The organism is Skermanella aerolata KACC 11604, from assembly GCF_000936425.1.
GTDB lineage: Bacteria > Pseudomonadota > Alphaproteobacteria > Azospirillales > Azospirillaceae > Skermanella > Skermanella aerolata.
The window spans coordinates 33137-53443 of the sequence record NZ_AVFK01000026.1 but is presented as its reverse complement, the minus strand read 5'-3'; the positions used below and the strand labels follow the sequence as shown (position 1 = coordinate 53443).

Annotated in this window: 20 protein-coding genes; 12 read left to right on the top strand and 8 right to left on the bottom strand. The window is 65.5% G+C overall.

The genetic code is table 11. The annotated features are described in order from the left end of the window. Window positions 1–64 precede the first annotated feature (64 nt). The 4 genes from cysK to coaBC all read right to left on the bottom strand — a co-directional run bounded on the left by cysK (window position 65) and on the right by coaBC (window position 3434). On the bottom strand, window positions 65–1036 hold the full coding sequence (gene cysK / locus N826_RS25590; protein WP_084721185.1) for a cysteine synthase A: 972 nt from the start codon (window positions 1034–1036) through the stop codon (window positions 65–67). A 75-nt stretch (window positions 1037–1111) separates the two neighbouring features. Next, window positions 1112–1567, bottom strand: a complete 456-nt coding sequence (locus tag N826_RS25585; RefSeq protein WP_044433389.1) for an RrF2 family transcriptional regulator — start codon at window positions 1565–1567, stop codon at window positions 1112–1114. Then, window positions 1567–2076, bottom strand: a complete 510-nt coding sequence (gene dut, locus N826_RS25580) for a dUTP diphosphatase (protein WP_425600605.1) — start codon at window positions 2074–2076, stop codon at window positions 1567–1569. The genes N826_RS25585 and dut overlap by 1 nt, the downstream gene beginning before the upstream one ends. A 95-nt stretch (window positions 2077–2171) precedes the next feature. Then, window positions 2172–3434: a bifunctional phosphopantothenoylcysteine decarboxylase/phosphopantothenate--cysteine ligase CoaBC gene (coaBC, locus tag N826_RS25575; protein WP_044433387.1), complete on the bottom strand. Its 1263-nt coding sequence runs from the start codon at window positions 3432–3434 to the stop codon at window positions 2172–2174. 93 nt (window positions 3435–3527) lie between these two features. Here coaBC and N826_RS46005 point away from each other — a divergent pair, with 93 nt between their 5' ends. Continuing rightward, a complete protein-coding gene (locus N826_RS46005) occupies window positions 3528–3809 on the top strand; it encodes an antitoxin MazE-like protein (RefSeq protein WP_211099384.1) in 282 nt (93 codons plus the stop codon). A 236-nt stretch (window positions 3810–4045) separates the two neighbouring features. On the opposite strand, the gene ubiB is transcribed toward N826_RS46005, so the two are convergent. From ubiB to N826_RS25555, 4 genes are all read right to left on the bottom strand, one after another. Further along, window positions 4046–5665 carry a 2-polyprenylphenol 6-hydroxylase gene (ubiB, locus tag N826_RS25570; protein ID WP_044433385.1) on the bottom strand — a complete coding sequence of 540 codons (1620 nt, stop codon included), beginning with the start codon at window positions 5663–5665 and terminating at the stop codon, window positions 4046–4048. 31 nt (window positions 5666–5696) lie between these two features. Beyond that, a complete protein-coding gene (gene ubiE / locus N826_RS25565) occupies window positions 5697–6545 on the bottom strand; it encodes a bifunctional demethylmenaquinone methyltransferase/2-methoxy-6-polyprenyl-1,4-benzoquinol methylase UbiE (RefSeq protein WP_244619506.1) in 849 nt (282 codons plus the stop codon). Window positions 6546–6661: 116 nt separating this feature from the next. Then, window positions 6662–8035 (bottom strand): hypothetical protein, encoded by a 1374-nt coding sequence (locus N826_RS25560; RefSeq protein ID WP_044433382.1) that lies wholly within the window; start codon window positions 8033–8035, stop codon window positions 6662–6664. A gap of 87 nt (window positions 8036–8122) precedes the next feature. Beyond that, the gene (locus tag N826_RS25555) at window positions 8123–8824 is read right to left on the bottom strand and encodes a GntR family transcriptional regulator (RefSeq protein WP_044433381.1); all 702 of its coding nucleotides are present in this window, start codon (window positions 8822–8824) and stop codon (window positions 8123–8125) included. A gap of 157 nt (window positions 8825–8981) precedes the next feature. Here N826_RS25555 and N826_RS25550 point away from each other — a divergent pair, with 157 nt between their 5' ends. From N826_RS25550 to dnaN, 11 genes are all read left to right on the top strand, one after another. After that, window positions 8982–10025, top strand: a complete 1044-nt coding sequence (locus N826_RS25550) for a 4-hydroxythreonine-4-phosphate dehydrogenase PdxA (RefSeq protein ID WP_244619507.1) — start codon at window positions 8982–8984, stop codon at window positions 10023–10025. A 52-nt stretch (window positions 10026–10077) separates the two neighbouring features. After that, window positions 10078–11070, top strand: coding sequence for a Bug family tripartite tricarboxylate transporter substrate binding protein (locus N826_RS25545; RefSeq protein WP_044433379.1), 993 nt, complete (start codon window positions 10078–10080; stop codon window positions 11068–11070). Between the two features lie 88 nt (window positions 11071–11158). Next, window positions 11159–11659 (top strand): tripartite tricarboxylate transporter TctB family protein, encoded by a 501-nt coding sequence (locus tag N826_RS25540; protein ID WP_044433377.1) that lies wholly within the window; start codon window positions 11159–11161, stop codon window positions 11657–11659. A gap of 53 nt (window positions 11660–11712) precedes the next feature. After that, window positions 11713–13236, top strand: coding sequence for a tripartite tricarboxylate transporter permease (locus N826_RS25535; RefSeq protein WP_044433375.1), 1524 nt, complete (start codon window positions 11713–11715; stop codon window positions 13234–13236). 22 nt (window positions 13237–13258) lie between these two features. After that, complete coding sequence (locus tag N826_RS25530; RefSeq protein WP_044433482.1) at window positions 13259–14143, top strand: NAD(P)-dependent oxidoreductase; 885 nt, start codon at window positions 13259–13261, stop codon at window positions 14141–14143. A gap of 104 nt (window positions 14144–14247) precedes the next feature. After that, window positions 14248–15087, top strand: coding sequence for a bifunctional DNA-formamidopyrimidine glycosylase/DNA-(apurinic or apyrimidinic site) lyase (gene mutM / locus N826_RS25525; protein WP_044433373.1), 840 nt, complete (start codon window positions 14248–14250; stop codon window positions 15085–15087). After that, window positions 15066–15506 carry a hypothetical protein gene (locus N826_RS25520; protein ID WP_147040405.1) on the top strand — a complete coding sequence of 147 codons (441 nt, stop codon included), beginning with the start codon at window positions 15066–15068 and terminating at the stop codon, window positions 15504–15506. Before mutM ends, N826_RS25520 begins: the two co-directional genes overlap by 22 nt. An 89-nt stretch (window positions 15507–15595) precedes the next feature. After that, complete coding sequence (locus tag N826_RS25515) at window positions 15596–16372, top strand: enoyl-CoA hydratase (RefSeq protein ID WP_044433372.1); 777 nt, start codon at window positions 15596–15598, stop codon at window positions 16370–16372. A 162-nt stretch (window positions 16373–16534) separates the two neighbouring features. Then, window positions 16535–16795 (top strand): 30S ribosomal protein S20, encoded by a 261-nt coding sequence (gene rpsT, locus N826_RS25510; protein WP_044433369.1) that lies wholly within the window; start codon window positions 16535–16537, stop codon window positions 16793–16795. Window positions 16796–17526: 731 nt separating this feature from the next. Then, the gene (gene dnaA, locus N826_RS25505; protein WP_044433479.1) at window positions 17527–18933 is read left to right on the top strand and encodes a chromosomal replication initiator protein DnaA; all 1407 of its coding nucleotides are present in this window, start codon (window positions 17527–17529) and stop codon (window positions 18931–18933) included. Between the two features lie 205 nt (window positions 18934–19138). Next, window positions 19139–20269 (top strand): DNA polymerase III subunit beta, encoded by a 1131-nt coding sequence (gene dnaN / locus N826_RS25500; protein ID WP_044433367.1) that lies wholly within the window; start codon window positions 19139–19141, stop codon window positions 20267–20269. The last annotated feature ends 38 nt before the right edge of the window (window positions 20270–20307 follow it).

Sequence of the window (20307 nt, the reverse complement as noted above, 5' to 3'; positions counted from 1 at the left end):
CTGTTCTGACCTGAGTGCGCGGGAGGATGCTCCGCGACTGGAGTCCTCCCGCGGTATCCTGAGCTTATTCCAGCCCTTCGAACAAGGCGGTCGACAGATAGCGCTCGGCGAAGGAGGGAATGATCACGACGATCAATTTGCCCTCGTTCTCCGGCCGCTGGCCGACTTCGATCGCCGCCGCCAAGGCCGCACCCGACGAGATGCCGACCGCCAGACCTTCGACCCGTGCCGCCTTGCGGGCTGTTTCGAACGCGCGCTGGTTGGAGATCCGCAGCACCTCGTCGATCAGGTCGGACTTCAGCACGTCCGGCACGAAGCCGGCGCCGATGCCCTGGATCTTATGCGGGCCGGGCAGGCCGCCGGACAGGACGGGGCTGTCTTCCGGCTCCACAGCGATGACCTTGAAGCCGGGCTTGCGGGCCTTGATGACTTCGCCGACGCCGGTCAGCGTGCCGCCGGTGCCGACGCCGCTGATCAGGATATCGGCCTTGCCGTCGGTATCGCGCCAGATTTCCTCGGCGGTCGTCCGGCGATGGATTTCCGGGTTCGCGAGGTTCTTGAACTGCTGGGTGATGAAGGCGTCGGGGGTGGAGGCGACCAGCTCCTCCGCCTTGCGGATGGCGCCCTTCATGCCTTCGGACGCGGGGGTCAGTTCCAGTTCGGCACCCAGCAGCTTCAGCATCTTGCGGCGCTCGACCGACATGCTTTCCGGCATGGTCAGGATCAGCCGGTAGCCCTTGGCGGCGGCCACGAAGGCCAGTGCGATGCCGGTGTTGCCGGAGGTCGGCTCGACCAGGGTGGTCTTGCCCGGCTCGATCTTGCCTTCCAGTTCGGCGGCCTCGATCATGGCGAGGCCGATGCGGTCCTTGACGCTGGAAAGCGGGTTGAAGAACTCCAGTTTGCCGACGATGTCGGCCTTCACTCCGAACTCGGCCGCCAGACGACGCACGCGGACCAGCGGCGTGGCGCCGATGGTGTCCAGGATGCTGTCGTAGATCTTGCCGCGAAATTCGGGCACGCGCTCGGTAGTAGCCATCTTATTCCACCCTTTGGAACTGTGAAAATTTCAAAAGCACAGATAAAATGTAATCTATGCCCTCGACTGAGGGATTTAAATGCTGAAATCGATTTTGCTGTGTGATTCGCTCTCGATTCCGGCTTGGTTGGCGCGCAGGCACAGGTCCTCGACGGTGATCTCATCCAGGCGCGCCATGCAGTCATCCTGCAATTGCATCCAGATCGGCCGCACCACTTTCAAACCGAGAATGGACCCGGTTGGTTCCTCCACCGGATCGGACGCCGTCTCCATCGCGTGGACGACACGGACGATCTCGCCGATATTGATGCGTCGCCGCTCCCGCGCCAGCCGGTAGCCGCCGCGCGGACCGCGTACGCCCGCCAGGACGCCGGCGCGCACCAGTTGCTGGAGCACCTGTTCCAGGTAGCGCTTGGGGATGCCCTGCCGACGCGTGATCTCGCCGCTCTGCACCGGTTCGCTGCCGGCATTGTAGGCGATGTCGAGCACCGCCTCGATTGCGAACATCAGTTTCTTGGAGATGCGCAGCATCAGTTCCGTCCTTGAGAATCCGTGCGCGTTTCAGTGCCGGTCGAGCCGAAACCGCCTTCGCCGCGGATACTCCGCTCAAGGCTTTCGGCCAGGCTCCAGGCAACGCGGGTATAGGGGGCGACCACCATCTGGGCGACGCGCATGCCGCGTTCGACTGTGAAAGGCTGGTCGCCATGATTGATCAGGATGACGCCGACTTCGCCCCGGTAATCCGCGTCGATCGTGCCGGGGCTGTTGAGCACCCCGATGCCGTGGCGGAGCGCCAGACCGGACCGGGGGCGTATCTGGGCCTCGAATCCTGGAGGAAGCGCCAGCGCGACGCCGGTCGGTATCAGGGCTCTGGCGCCCGGCGCCAGCACGACCGGATCGGTGACGGCAGCCGCCAGATCCATGCCGGCGGCGTGATCGGTCGCGTAGCCGGGCAGCGACAGCCCATCGGCATGGGCCAGACGGACGATGGCGACTGTCAAATCGGGACGAGGATCGGTCGGGACTTCGATGCTGGACAAGATACGGGGGTCGCCACAGGTGATGGTTATGCGCTGTAGATAGCGCATATATCACACAATGTAATAGGAGAATGAGGCCGTACTTTGAAAAAAGGTCAGCCCGTTCCGACCAGATGCTCGGCTATCGCCATTGCCAGACGCTGGGCGACCTCCTCCTTCGACAACGGCGGCCAGTCCTCAAGCGTATCTCCACGCAGCAGGTGGACCGTGTTGTTCGTTCCACCAAAGGTCCCGCTGGACGGCGACACGTCGTTGGCGACGATCCAGTCGCAGCCCTTGCGCGCCAGCTTGGCGCGGGCATGGGCGACGACCTTCTCCGTCTCGGCGGCGAAGCCCACCACCAGGGCAGGACGGTTCCGCCCGGCCCGCGACAGGGTGGCGAGGATATCCGGGTTCTCGGCCAGTTCCAGGGCCGGCAGGCTGCCGCCTTCCTTCTTCAGCTTTTGGGACGCCGTGGCCTTGACCCGCCAGTCGGCGACCGCGGCGGCGCAGACGGCCACATCCACCGGCAGGGCGTCCTGACAGGCAGCCAGCATGTCGAGGGCGCTTTCGACCTGGACGATGGAGACGCCGGCGGGCACCGGCTCCTGCGTCGGTCCGCTGACCAAGGTCACCGCAGCGCCCAGCCGCGCCAGGGCGGCCGCGATGGCATGCCCCTGCTTGCCGGAAGAGCGGTTGGCGATGTAGCGGACGGGATCGATCGGCTCATGCGTCGGTCCGCTGGTGACCAGCGCCCGCCAGCCGCGCAGGGGGCCGAGCGCTTCCAGCCTATGGGTCGGCGACTCCGTCTTCTGGAAGAAACCCGCGATAGCGGCCAGGATCTCCATCGGCTCGCTCATCCGGCCGCTGCCGGTCTCGCCGCAGGCCATGTCGCCGACGCCAGGACCGATCCGGACGACGCCACGCTGTTCCAGCGTCGCGATGTTGGCGCGGGTCGCGGCGTGGGACCACATCATGATGTTCATGGCCGGCGCCACCATGACCGGCTTGTCGGTCGCCAGCAGGGCGGTGGTCGCCAGATCGTCGGTGATCCCCGCCGCCATCTTCGCCAGGATATTGGCGCTGGCGGGCGCCACCACGACGAGGTCCGCTTCCCGCGATAGCCGGATATGCCCCATCTCCGCTTCGTCGGTCAGCGACCACAGGTCGGTATAGACCTTCTCCTCCGACAGGGCGGCCACCGACAGCGGCGTCACGAACTTCGACCCGCCCTCCGTCAGGATGCATCGCACCTTGGCCCCGCGCTCCTTCAGCCGCCGGATCAGGTCGAGGCACTTATAGGCCGCGATCCCGCCGGAGATGATCAGCAGGATGCGCTTGCCGTCGAGGATGGGGAAATCGAACTTGGGATCGGACATGAGGATCAGCCGGGTGCCTGCGGGAAGGGTGTGCTCTGGCGCTAGCGCGCATCCTGCCACCGCCGCCCTCACGGGGGAAGTGACGACGGGCACATGCCGGCTTTCGCATTGCGGATTGCTTGCCGAAAGTTAGAGTACCGCAATCGACTCAAGTTTTACAGGCGAGCCATGCCGTACACAGTTTCACCTAATGGGAACCACCGGTCCAGGCGCTATCGGGTCAACCGGCGAAGCTGTGGCATGAAGTTGCTGCGGGTGTGGGTGCCTGATCCGTCGGCTCCCCGCTTTCGGGAAGAAGCCCGCCGTAAGGCAAATATACTTCGAGGTTGTCCTGAGCAGGAAGAAGCTCTCGATTTCATAGAAGAAAACTTTTGAATTTTCGTCATGCCAAGACCTGATCTTGGCATCTCCTTTCAGGAGATGAGGGGATGACATCTGGACTTCAGTTTGAAGTCCTTACGTACGCTTGCGCCAGGAGATGCCAAGATCAAGTCTTGGCATGACGGTAGAGTGGGAGGGGAATGCCAGCTTGACGCGCAGGGACGTCTTACGTTGGCGTCCATGGATCAAGCCCTGGTTTTCAAGTCCGTGTGCCCGACAAATCCAACCGCTCAGCCCACCGCCAGGACCAGCAGGGCCAGCACCGCCATGGTAGCTAGCCACATCGACCACATCATCCGCTGGCGGCGGCGAACGGTGCCGTCGAGGATTTCCCTCACCGTTTCGGAGTGCAGCCTGATGCCGCCTTCGACGATCATATTAGCGGCCGTCTCCGTCGCCTTCACGACCCTGGGCAGGGTACGCAGCGCGTTCATGACGCCTTCCAGCTCGTCCACCACGCGGGCTTCGGGACCGCGGTTTTCCCGCATCCAGTCCTCGATCAGCGGGCGCGCGAGTTCCCACATGTTGATGTCGGGGTTGAGCGCGCGGCCGACGCCTTCCGCCGTCAGCATGCTCTTCTGAAGCAGCAGAAGCTGCGGCTGGGTCTCCATCTCGAACTGTTCGGTCACCGCCAGAAGCTGCGCCAGCAGGCGGCCGATGGAGATCTCGTGCAGCGGCTTGTTCAACAGCGGCTCGCCGATGGCGCGGCAGGCCTGGGTGAAGTTCTCGATGTTTTGATGGGCCGGGACGTAGCCGGCCTGGAAGTGGACTTCCGCCACCCGGCGGTAGTCGCCGTTCAGGAAGCCCAGCAGCATGTCGGCCAGATAGTAGCGGGTGGCGCGGTCCAGCCGGCCCATGATCCCGAAATCGACCGGCGCTATGTTGCCGCTCTCGTTGACGAACAGGTTGCCGGGATGAAGGTCGGCGTGGAAGAAGCCGTCGCGGAAAACCTGGTTGAAGAACGACGATGAGGCCTGCGCCAGCACGTCGTCGGGGTCGAAGCCCGCCGCCCGGATGCGGTCGACCTCGTCCACCTTGATGCCCCGGATACGCTCCAGCGTCAGCACGCGCTGGCTGGTGCGGTCCCAGTCCACCCTGGGCACGTTGAAGGCGTCGTCGCCCCGGAAGTTGTCGGCAAGCTCAGAGGCGGCCGACGCCTCCATCCGCAGGTCCATCTCCATCCGCACGGTGTCGGCGAAGATCTGGACCACCTCGCCCGGACGCAGCCGCTTCAGCCTGGGCTGAACCGTCAGCGCCAGTTCCGACAGCCAGCGGAACAGGTCGAGGTCGCGGCGGAACGCCAGCTCGATCCCCGGACGCAGCACCTTGACCGCGACCTCGCGGGAGCGTGGGTCGTTCGGCTCTCCCCGTCCGTCATGGCCGCGCGCATAGTCGCCGCGCGGGTCGGCGCCGTCCGGGCGCTTGGCGATGATGGCGAAATGGACCTGGGCGATCGAGGCGGCGGCGATCGGCTTCTCGTCGAAGCTCTCGTAAAGCTCGTCGATCGGCCGGCCCAGTTCCGTCTCGATGATGCGGCGCGCCTCTTCGGCGGGGAAGGGGGGCAGCTTGTCCTGCAACTCGGCCAAGTCGGCGGCGATGGCCTCGCCCACCAGATCGGACCGGGTGGACAGGATCTGGCCGAGCTTGATGAAGCTGGGGCCGAGATCGCGGAGTGCGGCGGCCAGCCTCTGGCCGGGCCGCCCTGAAACGTTCTTGGCCGAGATCAGGCGGGCGAAGGACGCGACACCCGGCGCCACGTCCCGAAGTTCATGCGGAAAGAGCGCGTCGTGACGGCCGAGCGTGCGCATGATCACGATCAGGCGGGCAAGGTTGCGGATCGTGCGGATCATCGGGACTTTTGAACCGGTTCAGGAAAAGGGATCAGAGCCGCCAGCCGGAATGGATCGCGGCGACTCCGCCGGTCAGGTTGCGGTAGCGCACCTGACCGAACCCGGCCGCCTCGATTCGTCCGACCAGACTTTCCTGATCGGGGAATTGGCGGATGCTCTCGACCAGGTACTGGTACGCCTCCCGGTCGCCGGCCACCATCTGCCCCAGCCGGGGCAGGACGGTGAAGGAGTATTGATCATAGATGTCGCGCAGGACCGGCAGGACAACCCTGCTGAACTCCAGGCAGAAGAATCGCCCGCCCGGTTTCAGCACGCGGCGGGCTTCGGCCAGCGCCGCGTCGATTCGGGTCACGTTCCGCAGGCCGAAGGCGATGGTGTAGACATCGACCGACCGGCTCTTCAGCGGCACCTTCTCGGCATCGCCGACGATCCACTCGACGCCGTCCAGCACGCCCCGGTCGATGGCGCGGTCGCGCCCGACCAGGATCATCTGCTCGTTGATATCGCAAACGAAGGCATTGGCCCCGCCGCCCGCCGCATCCAGGAAACGGAACGAGATGTCGCCGGTGCCGCCGGCCACGTCGAGCAGCGTCATGCCCGGACGCGGCTTGATCATCTCGATCAGCGTGGATTTCCACAGCCGATGGATGCCGCCCGACATCAGGTCGTTCATCACGTCGTAGTTGGTCGCGACGCTGTCGAACACCTGACGCACCATCGGCGCCTTGGCGTTGGGATCGACCTCGCGGAAACCGAACCAGCGGGCTTCGGGCGCCTCGCCACGCTCGGACGCGGATGCTGTCGGGGGACGCGCGGCGCCGGGGGCGGGCGGAACGGACGGGTCGCGCGTCGGCGCGCTGGGGGATGCTTCATCGGCCATGCCCCGCACCATAGCGGCTGGAGCGTCCCCGTGCCAGTTGCCAGCGCTGCCTTTCCGCACGGATCGCCATGCGGCCCACGATGGCGTCCTTTTTGTCGCGCCCGCTCCAATCCCGCCTATGCGGTCCCGAACGCCGCGTCCTGCTCGCGCCGCAGGCGGACCAGGGCGCTGTCGGCGTCGAGATCGACGTCGGCGACCGTCAGCACCGCGCCCTTGGCGACCGGCCGCAGCACGCGCCGCCCCGCCGCGAGATAATACGGTACCGGCGCATCCGGTCGCAGGGAGGAACCCGGCAGAATCAGCGGATCGAAGGCAGGAACCGCGTGGCGGGCTGCCATCTCCATCACTTCGCCGGGAGCGAGGTCGCGATTCGCCCGCGCCGCCAGATCGACTCGCGGCTTCACGTCGGCGCCGCCGGAAGACTGCCCCTGGCGAACGGCGGACAGGACGGAAACCGGGGCTTCGACACCTAGAAGATGGATCGGATTGTGCAGCAGCAGATAGCGCCCGTCCTTGCTGGCGGGGATACCCTTGGAGGCCAGCAGCAGCCCCGTGGCGCGGTCGGGCGTTTCCACCACGACGAAGACCCCGCCGGCGAAGCTCAGCTCGTCCGGCCGGCGCAGGCAGGCGAAGACGTCGACCACTCCGGTCCGGCCCAGGATGCCGCCGTCTTCGGCGGGCCGGAAGACCGAGGGCAGTTCTACCGTCCGAACTACCGGCGCGTGGAGTTCGGGCCGGTCGGCGCCGAGCCCGCAGTGGTTCGCGACCACGGCCATCTCGCACAGGTCGGGCACCGTCCCGGTCTCCAGCCCGGCGACGAAGCGCTCGGCCAGCACCGCTTGCGGGTCGGCGTCGAACAGCCTGTCGTAGCCGGGCGCCTCGACCGTCCGGCCCCAGCAGGTCACCGTCTCCGCCACCGGGTCGAAGACGTAGTCCGACTCGCTGGCCTTGCCGGCGGCGATCACCGGCAGGCCGAGCATCCCGGCCCGCGCGATCAGCCCGATCAGCAGGGCCGGCTGGTCGCCGTCCACGGGAGTGTGGACCAGCCCTGCCGCCTTCGCGCGGTGCGCCAGCAGCGGGCCGATGGTCACTTCCGCTTCCTTGGTGACGAGCGCCAGATGATAGCCGCTGCCCAAAGCCTGCTCCGCCACTCGGGCGGCCGCTTCCGGCTGGCCGGTCGCTTCTACGACCGCATCCAGCGGCAAGTCGGCGATCAGCGCCAGATCGTCCACGACGGCGACCTGTCCCCGCTCCATCGCCGCGAGGATCGTCGCGCGGCCGGAGCAGAAGGCGATCTCGGCGGCCGGATAGCCGGCGCGCAGCAATGCCGCTTCCGAGCGGGCGGCGTCGCGGTCGCAGACCAGCCGCAGCCGGAGGTCCGGGATGCGCCTGACCTGCGCGGCGAAGGTTGCGCCGAACTCTCCGGCGCCGACCAGGGCGATGGATGCCGGCTTCGTTCCGGCGGGTGAGCGGGGATGCGTCGGGTACATGTTTCCTCCTCCCGTAAGGCTTATCGCCACAGGTTTCCGGCCGGACGAGCCGGCCTGATCGATTGTCGGGTGACTGTTTTTGTTAAGTCAGATCGAGTCGGCGACCCGGAGCCATGTCTCGGCCAGATGGTTGGACAAAGCCCTGGACAGCCTCGGCCCGTCGCGCGCCTCCAGCGCCGCGATCATTTCCTCGTGGTCGGCGACCGCTGCGTCCCAATGCTCCGGCTTCTCGTTGCCGATGAAGCGGATGCGCTTCAGCCTTGCCTGCAACTGGGTGTGGACCATGGACAGCGCCTCGTTGCCGGTGATCCGGATGAAGGCGGAGTGGATTTCCTGGTTCAGCTTGTAATAGGGCAGCCGGTTGCGGACCGCGTAGTAGCCCATCATGGCGTCGTGCAGGCGGCGGACCTCGCGGATGTCGCTGTCGGACGCATTCTCGCAGGCCAGCTTGCCCGCCAAGTCCTCCATGGCCGAGAGGACGACCAGCATGTCCTTGACGTCCTTGTGGGTCAGCTTGCGGACCAGCGCTCCCTTGCCTTGAACCAGATCGACCAGACCTTCGCGCGCCAGAACCTTCAGCGCCTCACGTAGCGGCGTCCTGGAGATGCCGAGCTGCTGCCCGAGCTGCCCTTCGTGGATGCGGGAGCCGGCGGCCAGCGTGCCTTCGATGATCATGTCGCGGACCCTGATCACGACGACGTCGTGCAGGGTAGGCCGGTCGATCCGGATGTCCTCGGCAACCACGGGAGTAACGTCCAAGGCTTCCGCCGCAGTCACATCCGCCTTCATGCCAACGCTCCCCCTCGATTTTGACCGCCACTATGCATGCGATCCCCCAACGCGTCAACGCGCTGAATTGTGAATGCAGCATTCAGGATGCTTGATGCAGGAGACGGATCGTGTTAGCGGTAAATGAGAAGAAGGCGAACTTTTAGGGAGAGAAGCAGTGGCGCCCCAGAGACCGACCATAGCCCTGGCCATGGGCGACCCGGCCGGCATCAGCCCGGAACTGACGGCCAAGTTGCTGTCGTTGGACGATGTCCGGGATGCGGCGCGTCTGATCGTGATCGGCGACCGCCGGGTCTTCGACGAGGGCGCGGCCATTGCCGGCCTGACGCTCGACCTGGCGACGATCGGCCGCGATGCAGCCATTCCGGACGACGACGCGCCGGTCTTCATCGACCTCGGCAACCTCGACCCGGCCGATGTCCAGCGCGGGCAGGCGACAGCCACGGGCGGCGCCTTCGCCACCGAGAACTTCCGGCGCGCCCTGTCGATGGCGGTTGCGGGGGAGGCCGACGCCGTCTGCTTCACGCCCTTCAACAAGAAGGCGATGCGCTACGTCTACGAAGGCTACGACGACGAAATCCGCTTCGTGTCCGATTTCATCGGCTTCTCCGGCGCCGCACGGGAATTCAACGTGCTGGGAAGCCTGTGGAACGCCCGCGTCACCTCGCACATCCCGCTGTCGGAAGTGGCGTCGAGCATTACCGCCGACGGCATCATCGCGGAACTCGACCTGACCGACACCTGCCTGCGCGCCGCCGGTTTCGACCAGCCCCGGATCGCGGTCGCCGGCCTCAACCCGCATGCGGGCGACGGCGGCAATTTCGGCAGCGAGGAGATCGACGTGATCGAGCCCGCCGTCAAGCGGGCCGTCGCCAAGGGGATCAACGCGCAGGGGCCGTTCCCGGCGGATACCGTCTTCCTCAGGGCGAAGAGCGGGGCGTTCGACGCCGTGCTGACCATGTACCACGACCAGGGTCAGATCGCGATGAAGATGATGGGCTTCGACCGGGGCGTCACCATGCTCGGCGGCTTCCCCTTCCCGATCTGCACGCCGGCCCATGGCACGGCGTATGAGATCGCCGGACAGGGCGTCGCCCATATCGGCGCCAGCAGGGAAGCCTTGCTGCTTGCCGCCCGCATGGCGGTCAGCGCCGCCGCCGCAAAGCGGGCCGAGGTGCTGCCGCTCTCACGCGCCGTCTGAATTCAAGCAGCCTTCAAGCCAGATCAAAACGACATCCGAAGGGGAGGAAACAATGAACAGCAAAATGTCGATCGCCGCCGCCGTATGCGCCGTGATTTTCGGCGCCACCGCTGCCCAGGCCGAGTGGAAGCCGACGAAGCCGGTGGAATTCGTCGTGACCTCGGGCGCCGGTGGCGGCACCGATACCTTCGCCCGCACGATCCAGTCGATCATCGCCAAGAACAACCTGATGGAAGCACCCGTTGTCGTCGTCAACAAGGGCGGCGGGTCGGGCGCCGAGGGCTATGTCTACGGGGCGGGCAATGCCGGCAACCCATACAAGCTGATCTTCGGCACCAACAACCAATATCTGCTGCCCTACGTCGCCAAGCTGGGCTACAAGCCCGCCGACATGGTGCCGGTCGCCTCGATGGCGCTCGACGAGTTCCTGATCTGGGTCAACGCCGAAGCTCCCTATAAGGACATCAAGGACTTCGTGGACGCCGCCAAGAAGCCCGAGGGCTTGAAGATGGGCGGCAGCCAGTCCAAGGACACCGACCAGACCCTGGTCAGCATCGTCCAGAACGCGACAGGCGCCAAGTTCACCTACATCCCGTTCAAGAGCGGCGGCGAAGCGGCTGTTCAGCTTGCCGGCGCCCATATCGACGCCAACGTCAACAATCCCAACGAGAACTTCGGCCAGTGGAAGGCCGGCATGGTGCGCCCGCTCTGCGTCTTCAGCGCCAACCGGATGGCTGCCGGTGCCAAGGTCGCGGGCGACATGAGCTGGTCCGACATCCCGACCTGCAAGGAAGGCGGGTTGAATGTCGAGAACTACCAGATGCCCCGCACCGTATGGCTGCCGGCCGGCGTGCCCGATGACGCCGTCAAGTTCTTCGTCGACGTCCTGACCAAGGCGCAGCAGACGCCGGAGTGGAAGTCCTATATCGAGCGCACGTCCCAGACCGATCGCTTCCTGACCGGCGACGAGATGCGCAGCTTCGTCAAGGCGGATGAGGAGAAGGCGGTCCAGGTCTTCAAGAAGGAAGGCTGGGCCGTCCAGTAAGAAGCCGTTTCCCAGAAGGGAGCCGGGGTGCGGGTACCCTGTGCCCGCACCCCGGCTCCCCCTCAACCGCTCTCACGGAGGCCCGTCCATGCGCATGTTTCACGGCATGGTCCTTTCCCGCTTCGCGATGGAGATAGCCACCGGCTGCGTCACGGCCCTGGCCGGCGCCATCATCAGCTACGGCGCCACGGAATTCGGGACCGGGTGGGACGATGCCGGTCCGCAGCCGGGATACTTTCCCTTCTATATCGGCCTGCTGATCGTCCTCGCCAGCCTGGGCGTCGTGGCGCAGGCCTTCACCCAGCATCGGCGGACGGGGCAGGTCTTCCTGACCGGCGAGCAGGCCGGCCGGATCGTCGCCTTCGCCGGTCCGATGGTCGCCTTCGTGGCGCTCTGCGTCCTGCTGGGCCTCTATGTCGCTATGACCGTCTATCTGTTCGCCGTGATGACCATCCAGGGCCGTTTCAAGATTCCCCTGGCGGCGCTGGTCAGCATCGGGACCGCCATCGCCTTCTACGTCGTGATGGAGGTCTGGTTCCAGGTGCCGCTGCTCAAAGGTCCCGTCGAAGCGATGCTCGGCATCTACTGAGCCCGAGTACCGGCCTTGACCGGCCGAACTAAGAAAAACTGGGGGAAAACGCCTTGGAGAACTTCTCGAACCTTATGACGGGGTTCAGCGTCGCGCTGACCACCTATCATATCGCCATCATGGGGGCCGGCGTCCTCCTGGGCATTCTCGTGGGCGTCCTGCCGGGGCTGGGAGCGCCGAACGGCGTCTCGCTGCTGTTGCCGCTGACCTTCACGATGGACCCGATTTCGGCCATCATCCTGCTGACCAGCATGTATTGGGGGGCGCTGTTCGGCGGATCGACCACGTCGATCCTGTTCAACATTCCGGGCGAACCGTCCTCCGTCGCCACGACCTTCGACGGTTACCCGCTGGCGCGGAAGGGACAGGCGACGCATGCGCTGACGCTGGCCTTCCTGTCGGCCGGCATCGGTGCGCTGTTCGGCGTGCTGGTGATCACCGGACTATCTAGCTGGGTCGCCAAGTTCGCCCTGAAATTCAGCTCGCCGGAATACTTCGCGGTCTATTTCCTGACCTTCGCCAGTTTCGTCGGCATGGGCAGCGCGTCGCCGTTCAAGACTGTCGTGTCGATGATGCTGGGCTTCGGCTTCGCCACGGTCGGCATGGATACGATTTCCGGCAGCCTGCGGCTGACCTACGAGATCCCCGACCTGATCAAGGGCATCAGCTTCTTGATCGCCGTCATCGGCCTGTTCGGCATCGGCGAGTTGCTGCTGACGATGGAGGAGGGGCTGCGGTTCGACGGCATCCGGGCGCGGGTCAGCCCGCGCGAGGTGCTGAAGACCATCGCCACGCTGCCGCGCCACTGGGTGACGCTGCTGCGGAGCTGCCTGATCGGCTGCTGGATGGGCATCACGCCGGGGGGGCCCACGGCAGCCTCGTTCATGAGCTACGGCCTCGCCAAGCGGTTCTCTCGCCGGGGCAAGGAGTTCGGCAAGGGCGAACCCGCCGGCATCGTGGCGCCGGAAGCCGCCGACCATTCGGCGGGAACCAGCGCGATGCTGCCGATGCTGGCGCTGGGCATCCCCGGTTCCGCCACCGCCGCCGTCATGATGGGCGGGTTGATGATCTGGGGCCTGACGCCGGGACCCATGCTGTTCATCGAGCGGCCCGACTTCGTCTGGGGCCTGATCGCCAGCATGTATATCGGCAACGTGGTCGCCGTGGTGCTGGTGCTGGCGACGGTGCCGCTGTTCGCCTCCATCCTGCGCATTCCGTTCTCGATCATCGGCCCCGTCATCGTTGTCGTCTGCTTCATCGGCGCCTATACGGTCAACAGCGGGACTTTCGACCTCTGGCTGGTGCTGGCGTTCGGTCTGGTCGGCTACGTCTTCAAGAAGCTCGACTACCCGATAGCGCCGCTGGTGCTGGCGATGGTGCTGGGTGACAAGGCGGAGGACGCGTTCCGCCAGTCGATGATCATGGCCCGTGGCTCGCTGGCGGTGTTCTGGTCGAACGGTCTGGTCGGCACGATCATGACGATCGGCGTGCTCCTGCTGCTCTGGCCGCTGCTGGCCGCCGGTATTTCCCGCGTATCCGGCGGTTTTGGGCGGACGCCGTCCATCCGGTTGAACTGACTTGCCAAATCTGGAGACGATCATGCCCGAAGCGCAGCCGCGCATCGCATTTCTCGGCCTGGGCCTGATGGGCTCGCGTCAGGTCCGCCGCCTGCTGGGTGCAGGCTACGATGTCACCGTCTGGAACCGCACCCGCGCCAAGGCGGAGCCGCTGGCCGCCGACGGCGCCACCGTCGCCGATACGGCTGCCGCCGCCGTGGCCGATGCCGACATCGTCATCACGATGCTGGAGAACGGTCCCGTCGTTTCCGACCTGCTGACCGGCCAGGGCGTCACCGAGGCGATGAGGCCGGGCTCCATCCTGATCGACATGAGTTCGATCAAGCCGGCCGAGGCGCGCGAGCATGCGAGGGTGCTGGCCGAACGTGGCGTTTCCCATCTGGACGCTCCGGTCTCGGGCGGTACCGTCGGGGCTGAGCAGGGGACCCTTGCGATCATGGCCGGCGGCCGGGAGGAGGACTACGTCCAGGTCGTTCCCGTACTTGAAGCGATGGGAAAGCCGACGCTGGTCGGCCCGTCCGGCGCCGGCCAGTACGCCAAGCTGGCAAACCAGGTCATCGTCGGAGTCACGATAGCCGCCGTGGCCGAAGCGCTGCTGCTGGCGGAGCGGGGCGGGGCCGATCCGGCCAGGGTAAGGGAAGCCCTGCGCGGCGGCTTCGCCGAGAGCCGGGTGCTCGACCTGCACGGCTCCCGCATGGTGGAGAAGGCGTTCGAGACGAAGGGTCGTTCCGTCACTCACCTGAAGGACATGGACAACGCGCTGGCCGCCGCTGCCGATACCGGCTTCGAAGCGCCGCTGACCGCCCAGGTGGCCGATATGTTCCGCGACCTGCTGGCGGTGGAAGGCGATCTGGACCACAGCGCCCTCTACAAGGTGCTCGACCGGCGCAGCCCGCCTCGGGGCTGATCCGGCGCATCCCTGTCCTGATTTCCCGCATCATGGGCGGCTTCGTGACTATATGATACGGCGCAGGTCCGACCGGACCGCCTTGTCAACCAGCCGAAGTCCTCATGCCCGAACTGCCTGAAGTCGAAACCGTCTGCCGTGGGCTCGCCATGAAGATGGAGGGGCGGGTGCTGACCAGGGTCGAGCAGCGCCGGCCCAACCTGCGCATCCCGTTCCCCGACCGGATGGTCGAGCGGCTGACCGGTCGCAAGGTCGTCACCATCCGGCGGCGCGCAAAGTACATCCTGATCCACCTGGACGACGATCAGGTGCTGATCGTCCATCTCGGCATGTCGGGCCGGATGACCATCGGCCGGGACCTGGGGCCGCCGGCGACGCATGACCATGTCCTGCTGACCACCGACGACGGGTCCGACATCCGGTTCAACGACGCCCGGCGATTCGGCCTGATGGCGATGACTGGGGCCGACGTCCTCGACAGCCATCCGCTGCTGGCGTCGCTGGGACCGGAGCCGCTGGGCAACGAGTTCGACGCCGAAACGCTGTCCCGCGCGCTGAAGGCCAGGATCACGCCGATCAAGTCGGCCCTGCTCGACCAGACGGTCGTGGCGGGCTTGGGCAACATATATGTGTGCGAGGCTCTGTTCCGGTCCGGGATCAGCCCGACGCGGATCGCGGCCACGGTGGCGGGCAGCGACGCCGAGCGACTCGTGCCCGTGATTCGCGAGGTGCTGACCGAGGCCATCGCCGCCGGCGGCTCCACGCTCCGCGATTATGTCCAGGCGTCGGGCGAGCTGGGCTACTTCCAGCACAGCTTCTCGGTCTACGACCGCGAGGGGCAGGCCTGCCCCGGCTGCACCTGCGACATATCGAGCACCGGGGGGGTGCAGCGGATCGTTCAGGCCAACCGCTCGACTTTCTATTGTCCACGACGGCAGCGCTGATGTACCAGTTCGGCATGCCGCATCATCCGGTCCTCACATCGGCGGTCCTCGCCATCCTTTTGCTCGCCGCAGCGCCGTCCGGTCTGCGTATTCCGGGCATCTTTCCGGCCCAGGCGGCGGAGAGCGCCTTCGTCGAGGGGATCGACGACCTACCCCTGATGCCGGGCCTCGTCGGCGTCGGCGATCAGAGCGTCGTCTTCGACAAGCCCGGCGGCAGGATCGTCCAGGCGGTGGCGACCGGCCGGGTGCGGGCCGCCGCCGTCCGAAGCTTCTATGCCGATACTGCGCCGCAGCTCGGCTGGAAATCGGCCGGCGAGGGGCGCTATACGCGCGACGGCGAGTCGCTGCGGATCGAGCTGACCGACCCCGGAGCGCCGGGCGATGTCCTGACGGTTCGCTTCATCGTCAATCCGCAGTAGTCAGGCCTTATCCAAGCAACCCAATCACCGGTTCTACGGCAAGGCCCGCCCCAAGGCGACGGCCGTGCCCATCCAAGGGGGAGAGAAGCATGCCTTACGAAAATATCCTGGTGGAGACCCACGGACAGGTCGGCCTCATCAAGCTCAACCGGCCCAAGGCGCTGAACGCCCTGTCCGACGCGCTGGTGACCGAACTGGCCGCCGCCGTCGATGCCTTCGAGGCTGACGACGAGATCGGCTGCATCGTCCTGACCGGCAGCGAGCGAGCCTTCGCCGCCGGTGCCGACATCAAGGAGATGGCGAACCACTCTTACATGGACGTCTATCTTTCCGACTTCATCACGAAGAAGTGGGGCAGGGTGGCGACCGCCCGCAAGCCGGTGATCGCCGCCGTGGCGGGGTATGCGCTGGGGGGCGGCTGCGAGCTCGCCATGATGTGCGACTTCATCCTGGCGGCCGATACCGCCAAGTTCGGCCAGCCGGAGATCACGATCGGCACCATTCCCGGCGCCGGCGGCACCCAGCGGCTGACCCGGTTCGTCGGCAAGTCCAAGGCGATGGAAATGGTCCTGACCGGCCGCACTATCGACGCCGCCGAGGCCGAGCGCTGCGGCCTGGTCAGCAGGATCGTTCCCGCCGCCGACCTGATCGAGGAAGCGCTGAAGGTGGCCGCCCGGATCGCCTCGCTCTCCCGCCCGGTCGTGATGATGGCGAAGGAGTCGGTCAACCGCTCCTATGAGACGACGCTGGAGGAAGGCATCCGGTTCGAGCGCCGGCTGTTCCACTCCACCTTCGCGACCGAGGACCAGAAGGAAGGCATGGCCGCCTTCACCGAGAAGCGCGAAGCCAACTTCAGGAATCGCTGATCTATCCGCCGCCGGGGAGAATGCCGGACGGGAGTCGTCCGGCCTCAGGCATCTGGGGCCGGACCGTGTAGAATCTGACTCTGCCGCCTTGACTCTTATCCCCAGCCACCCCTATAAAGCGCGCTCGCATTCGGCACAGGTGTGTCCGCAGAAGGTTTAGTTATGGCTAATCACAAGTCCGCAGAGAAACGTATCCGCCAGACCGAGCGGCGCACAGCCGTCAATGGCGCCCGCGTCAGCCGCATCCGCACCTTCGTCAAGAAGGTCGAAGTCGCCATCGCGACCGGCGACAAAACAGCCGCCGCCGAGGCTTTCAAGCAGGCCCAGCCCGAAATGCAGCGTGGCGTGTCCAAGGGTGTCCTTCACCGGAACACCGTCTCGCGCAAGCTGTCGCGGCTTTCTTCCCGCATCAAGGCGCTCTGAGCCTCCTCGCGGTGAGATCAAGCCGCGCCGAGTACGGCGCGGCTTTTTTATTCCCAAACCGACCAAAGCGGTTGTTCTCTCTTGCGGCCTCTCGCCTCAGGAGCCGCTGACTATTGTGTACTGTTTCAAACCCCCCTGTGGTTGATCTTCGGGTTAGTTCTGAGAACGAAATTTACTTTTTCGATCGTTCCCTTTTCGATCCTGTTGTCAGCCAGAGCATGGCCGATTAACATTTCCCGACGCTGCGATGGTCGAGACACGGAGTTTAAGTAAAAGCTTCGATTTCTGACGGTCGTGGGCAACCGGTGATGAAAGTGGATGACCGACGGAAGAGTGCTTGTAGTCTTCCTCCGAGGTGTCCGGTTACTCGAAAAATGTGAATTGTGAACGGCAGGGACTTAACTTTGCCGGCAGGGAGAGGTCTTGCCCAGTGCATGCATGCCGCACCTGTACATTGCACCTATCGGGGCAATGCATTACAGCGCTGCGGCTAAAATGTTCATGGCTGAATCAGGCCGATCTCCGGCATAGTCTCACTTTCTTTCGAGATGGTTTTCGGGTCGATATCGGCGTCGTGCAGCTTGCGCGTTGCCGATAAGCCGGTCCCATGACGAAGCGCCGCGGGTCGCCCTGACCGGCGGGTGCTTGGCATGGGACAGGCCAAAGTATCGAATATTTACCGGCTGCCGCACCGCGGAGCCGGCAGGACGTTGCAGCAGGAGCTGATGGGCATGTCGGTGGGCGGTTCGTTGGATCAGCAGTGGGCGAGGGTTAGTGGCCGCCTCAAGGAAGAGGTGGGCGAGACCGCGTACCGGAGCTGGTTGAAACCTCTGACGATCGGCGAGTTGAAGGGTGGTGAAGTCAGCATCACCGTGCCTACCCGGTTCATGCGGGACTGGGTCCTGACACATTACGCGGACCGCATCCGTGCGCTGTGGTCGGGCGAGAACCCGCGAGTCCAGTCGGTCGATATCGTGGTGGCTCCCAGCCGGGTCGAAGTCGGCGCCTCGGCCAACGACGATCTCGTCTCGTCCGTGGACCCGATCCCCTCGGACGAGGTGGAGGAGGAGCGACCCGTCGCCGGCACCCAGCTTGGTCTGGACGGGCGCGACGAGCACTTCGCCCATCTCGATCCCCGCTTCACCTTCGAGAACTTCGTCGTCGGCAAGCCGAACGAGCTTGCCCATGCGGCGGCCCGGCGCGTCACCGACGCCGCCACGGTCACCTTCAACCCGCTGTTCCTGTATGGCGGCGTCGGTCTGGGCAAGACCCACCTGATGCACGCGATCGCGTGGCAGATCCGCAAGAAGGACCCCAACCGCCGGGTGCTGTACCTGTCGGCCGAGAAGTTCATGTACCAGTTCATCCGGGCGCTCCGCTTCAAGGACACGATGGCCTTCAAGGAGCAGTTCCGCTCGGTCGACGTGCTGATGATCGACGACGTACAGTTCATCAGCGGCAAGGACAGCACCCAGGAAGAGTTCTTCCACACCTTCAACGCCCTGGTCGATCAGAACCGTCAGGTCGTTATTTCCGCCGATAAGTCTCCGTCCGACCTGGAAGGGATGGAGGAGCGGCTGCGCTCCCGCCTGGGCTGGGGGCTGGTCGCCGACATCCACCCGACGACGTACGAGCTGCGGCTGGGCATCCTCCAGGCCAAGGCCGAGTCGATGAACGTCCAGATCAACGCCAAGGTCCTGGAGTTCCTGGCGCACAAGATCACGTCCAACGTACGCGAGCTTGAAGGCGCCCTGAACCGGATAGTCGCCCACGCTGAACTGGTCGGCCGCGCGATCACGCTGGAGTCGACCCAGGAGGTCCTGCACGACCTGCTCAGGGCCAACGACCGCCGCGTCACGATCGACGAGATCCAGAAGAAGGTGGCGGAGCATTACAACATCCGGCTGGCCGACATGCACTCCGCAAGGCGCGCCCGCGCCGTCGCCCGGCCGCGTCAGGTCGCGATGTACCTCGCCAAGCAGCTCACGGCCCGTTCCCTGCCGGAAATCGGCCGCAAGTTCGGCGGCCGCGACCACACCACCGTCATGCACGCGGTCAAGAAGGTGGAGGAACTGCGTACGTCCGACCAGAGCTTCGCCGAGGACGTCGAACTGCTCCGCCGCATGCTGGAAGGCTGAGGCGCGCTGGCGGCGCGCCTTATTCTCAATTGCCGGCCTGAAATCGCGTCCAGCTGACGGAATCGGTTAGATTTTTTGTCCGCTGTGCTATATTCGCCCCCCGTTTGGCGGGCAGGCCCAAGGCGTGCGCGCGAGCGGGGACGAAGTTTGGAACCGGCTTCAGGCTCCACGAGATCACGCCCAACGAGAATTGCAGCGGACCAGAATGAAAATCACGATCGAACGCGCAGCCCTCCTCCGCTCCCTCGGGCATGTTCAAAGTGTGGTGGAACGCCGGAACACCATTCCCATCCTGTCCAACGTCATGCTCAGGGCCGAAAACGGTGAGTTGGCGCTGACCGCCACCGACATGGACCTGGAGATCGTCGAAACGGTCCCGGCGGAGGTCACCCAGGCCGGTTCGACCACTGCTCCCGCTCACACGCTCTACGACATCGTGCGGAAGCTGCCGGACGGCAGCCAGGTGGAACTCGACAGCTCCGGTGACAACGGTCTGCTGACGCTGCGTTCGGGCCGCTCCAACTTCAAGCTCGGCTGCCTGCCGACCGAGGATTTCCCGCAGATGTCGGGCGGCGAGCTGGCGCATCAGTTCTCCCTGTCGGCCGCCGATCTGCGGATGCTGGTCGACCGCACCCGCTTTGCGATCTCGACCGAGGAAACCCGCTACTACCTGAACGGCATCTATCTGCACGCGACCCGGTCGCGCGCAGGTGAAACCGAAGTGCCGGTGCTGCGCGCCGTCGCAACCGACGGCCACCGTCTGGCAAGGGTGGAAATCCCGCTGCCGGAAGGGGCCGGCAACATTCCCGGCGTGATCGTGCCGCGCAAGACCGTGATGGAGATCCGCAAGCTGATCGACGAGGCCGGCGACCGGATCAGCGTAGCCCTGTCGGAGACCAAGGTCCGGTTCGGCTTCGACACCGTGATGGTGACCTCCAAGCTGATCGACGGCACCTTCCCCGATTACGAGCGCGTGATCCCGACCGGCAACGACAAGGTGCTGGAAGTGGACAGCAAGGTCTTCGCCAGTGCCGTGGACCGCGTCGCCACGATCTCGACGGAGAAGAGCCGGGCGGTCAAGCTCAGCATCGACCGGGGCAATCTGGTGCTCTCGGCGACCAGCCCTGAAGCCGGCAGCGCCACCGAGGAACTGGAAGTCAGTTATGACAGCTCCCCCCTCGAAATCGGGTTCAACTCTCGCTATCTATTGGACATCACTCAGCAGATTGAGGGTGACGGCGCGCGGTTCACGATGGCCGACGCCGCATCGCCCACGATCGTCCGTGACGTGGCCGACCCGTCGGCCCTGTATGTTCTGATGCCGATGCGCGTTTGACGCGCGCTGTTGCCGAAGCGCCGGGAAGGCGCGGCCAT

What these genes read in the sequence shown, in the direction of transcription:
- cysK (WP_084721185.1), bottom strand. Translation starts at nt 1,036, where the DNA reads ATGGCTACTACCGAGCGCGTGCCCGAATTTCGCGGCAAGATCTACGAC.
- N826_RS25585 (WP_044433389.1), bottom strand. Translation starts at nt 1,567, where the DNA reads ATGCTGCGCATCTCCAAGAAACTGATGTTCGCAATCGAGGCGGTGCTC.
- coaBC (WP_044433387.1), bottom strand. Translation starts at nt 3,434, where the DNA reads ATGTCCGATCCCAAGTTCGATTTCCCCATCCTCGACGGCAAGCGCATC.
- N826_RS46005 (WP_211099384.1), top strand. Translation starts at nt 3,528, where the DNA reads ATGCCGGCTTTCGCATTGCGGATTGCTTGCCGAAAGTTAGAGTACCGC.
- ubiB (WP_044433385.1), bottom strand. Translation starts at nt 5,665, where the DNA reads ATGATCCGCACGATCCGCAACCTTGCCCGCCTGATCGTGATCATGCGC.
- ubiE (WP_244619506.1), bottom strand. Translation starts at nt 6,545, where the DNA reads ATGGCCGATGAAGCATCCCCCAGCGCGCCGACGCGCGACCCGTCCGTT.
- N826_RS25560 (WP_044433382.1), bottom strand. Translation starts at nt 8,035, where the DNA reads ATGTACCCGACGCATCCCCGCTCACCCGCCGGAACGAAGCCGGCATCC.
- N826_RS25555 (WP_044433381.1), bottom strand. Translation starts at nt 8,824, where the DNA reads ATGAAGGCGGATGTGACTGCGGCGGAAGCCTTGGACGTTACTCCCGTG.
- N826_RS25545 (WP_044433379.1), top strand. Translation starts at nt 10,078, where the DNA reads ATGAACAGCAAAATGTCGATCGCCGCCGCCGTATGCGCCGTGATTTTC.
- N826_RS25540 (WP_044433377.1), top strand. Translation starts at nt 11,159, where the DNA reads ATGCGCATGTTTCACGGCATGGTCCTTTCCCGCTTCGCGATGGAGATA.
- N826_RS25530 (WP_044433482.1), top strand. Translation starts at nt 13,259, where the DNA reads ATGCCCGAAGCGCAGCCGCGCATCGCATTTCTCGGCCTGGGCCTGATG.
- mutM (WP_044433373.1), top strand. Translation starts at nt 14,248, where the DNA reads ATGCCCGAACTGCCTGAAGTCGAAACCGTCTGCCGTGGGCTCGCCATG.
- N826_RS25515 (WP_044433372.1), top strand. Translation starts at nt 15,596, where the DNA reads ATGCCTTACGAAAATATCCTGGTGGAGACCCACGGACAGGTCGGCCTC.
- rpsT (WP_044433369.1), top strand. Translation starts at nt 16,535, where the DNA reads ATGGCTAATCACAAGTCCGCAGAGAAACGTATCCGCCAGACCGAGCGG.
- dnaA (WP_044433479.1), top strand. Translation starts at nt 17,527, where the DNA reads ATGTCGGTGGGCGGTTCGTTGGATCAGCAGTGGGCGAGGGTTAGTGGC.
- dnaN (WP_044433367.1), top strand. Translation starts at nt 19,139, where the DNA reads ATGAAAATCACGATCGAACGCGCAGCCCTCCTCCGCTCCCTCGGGCAT.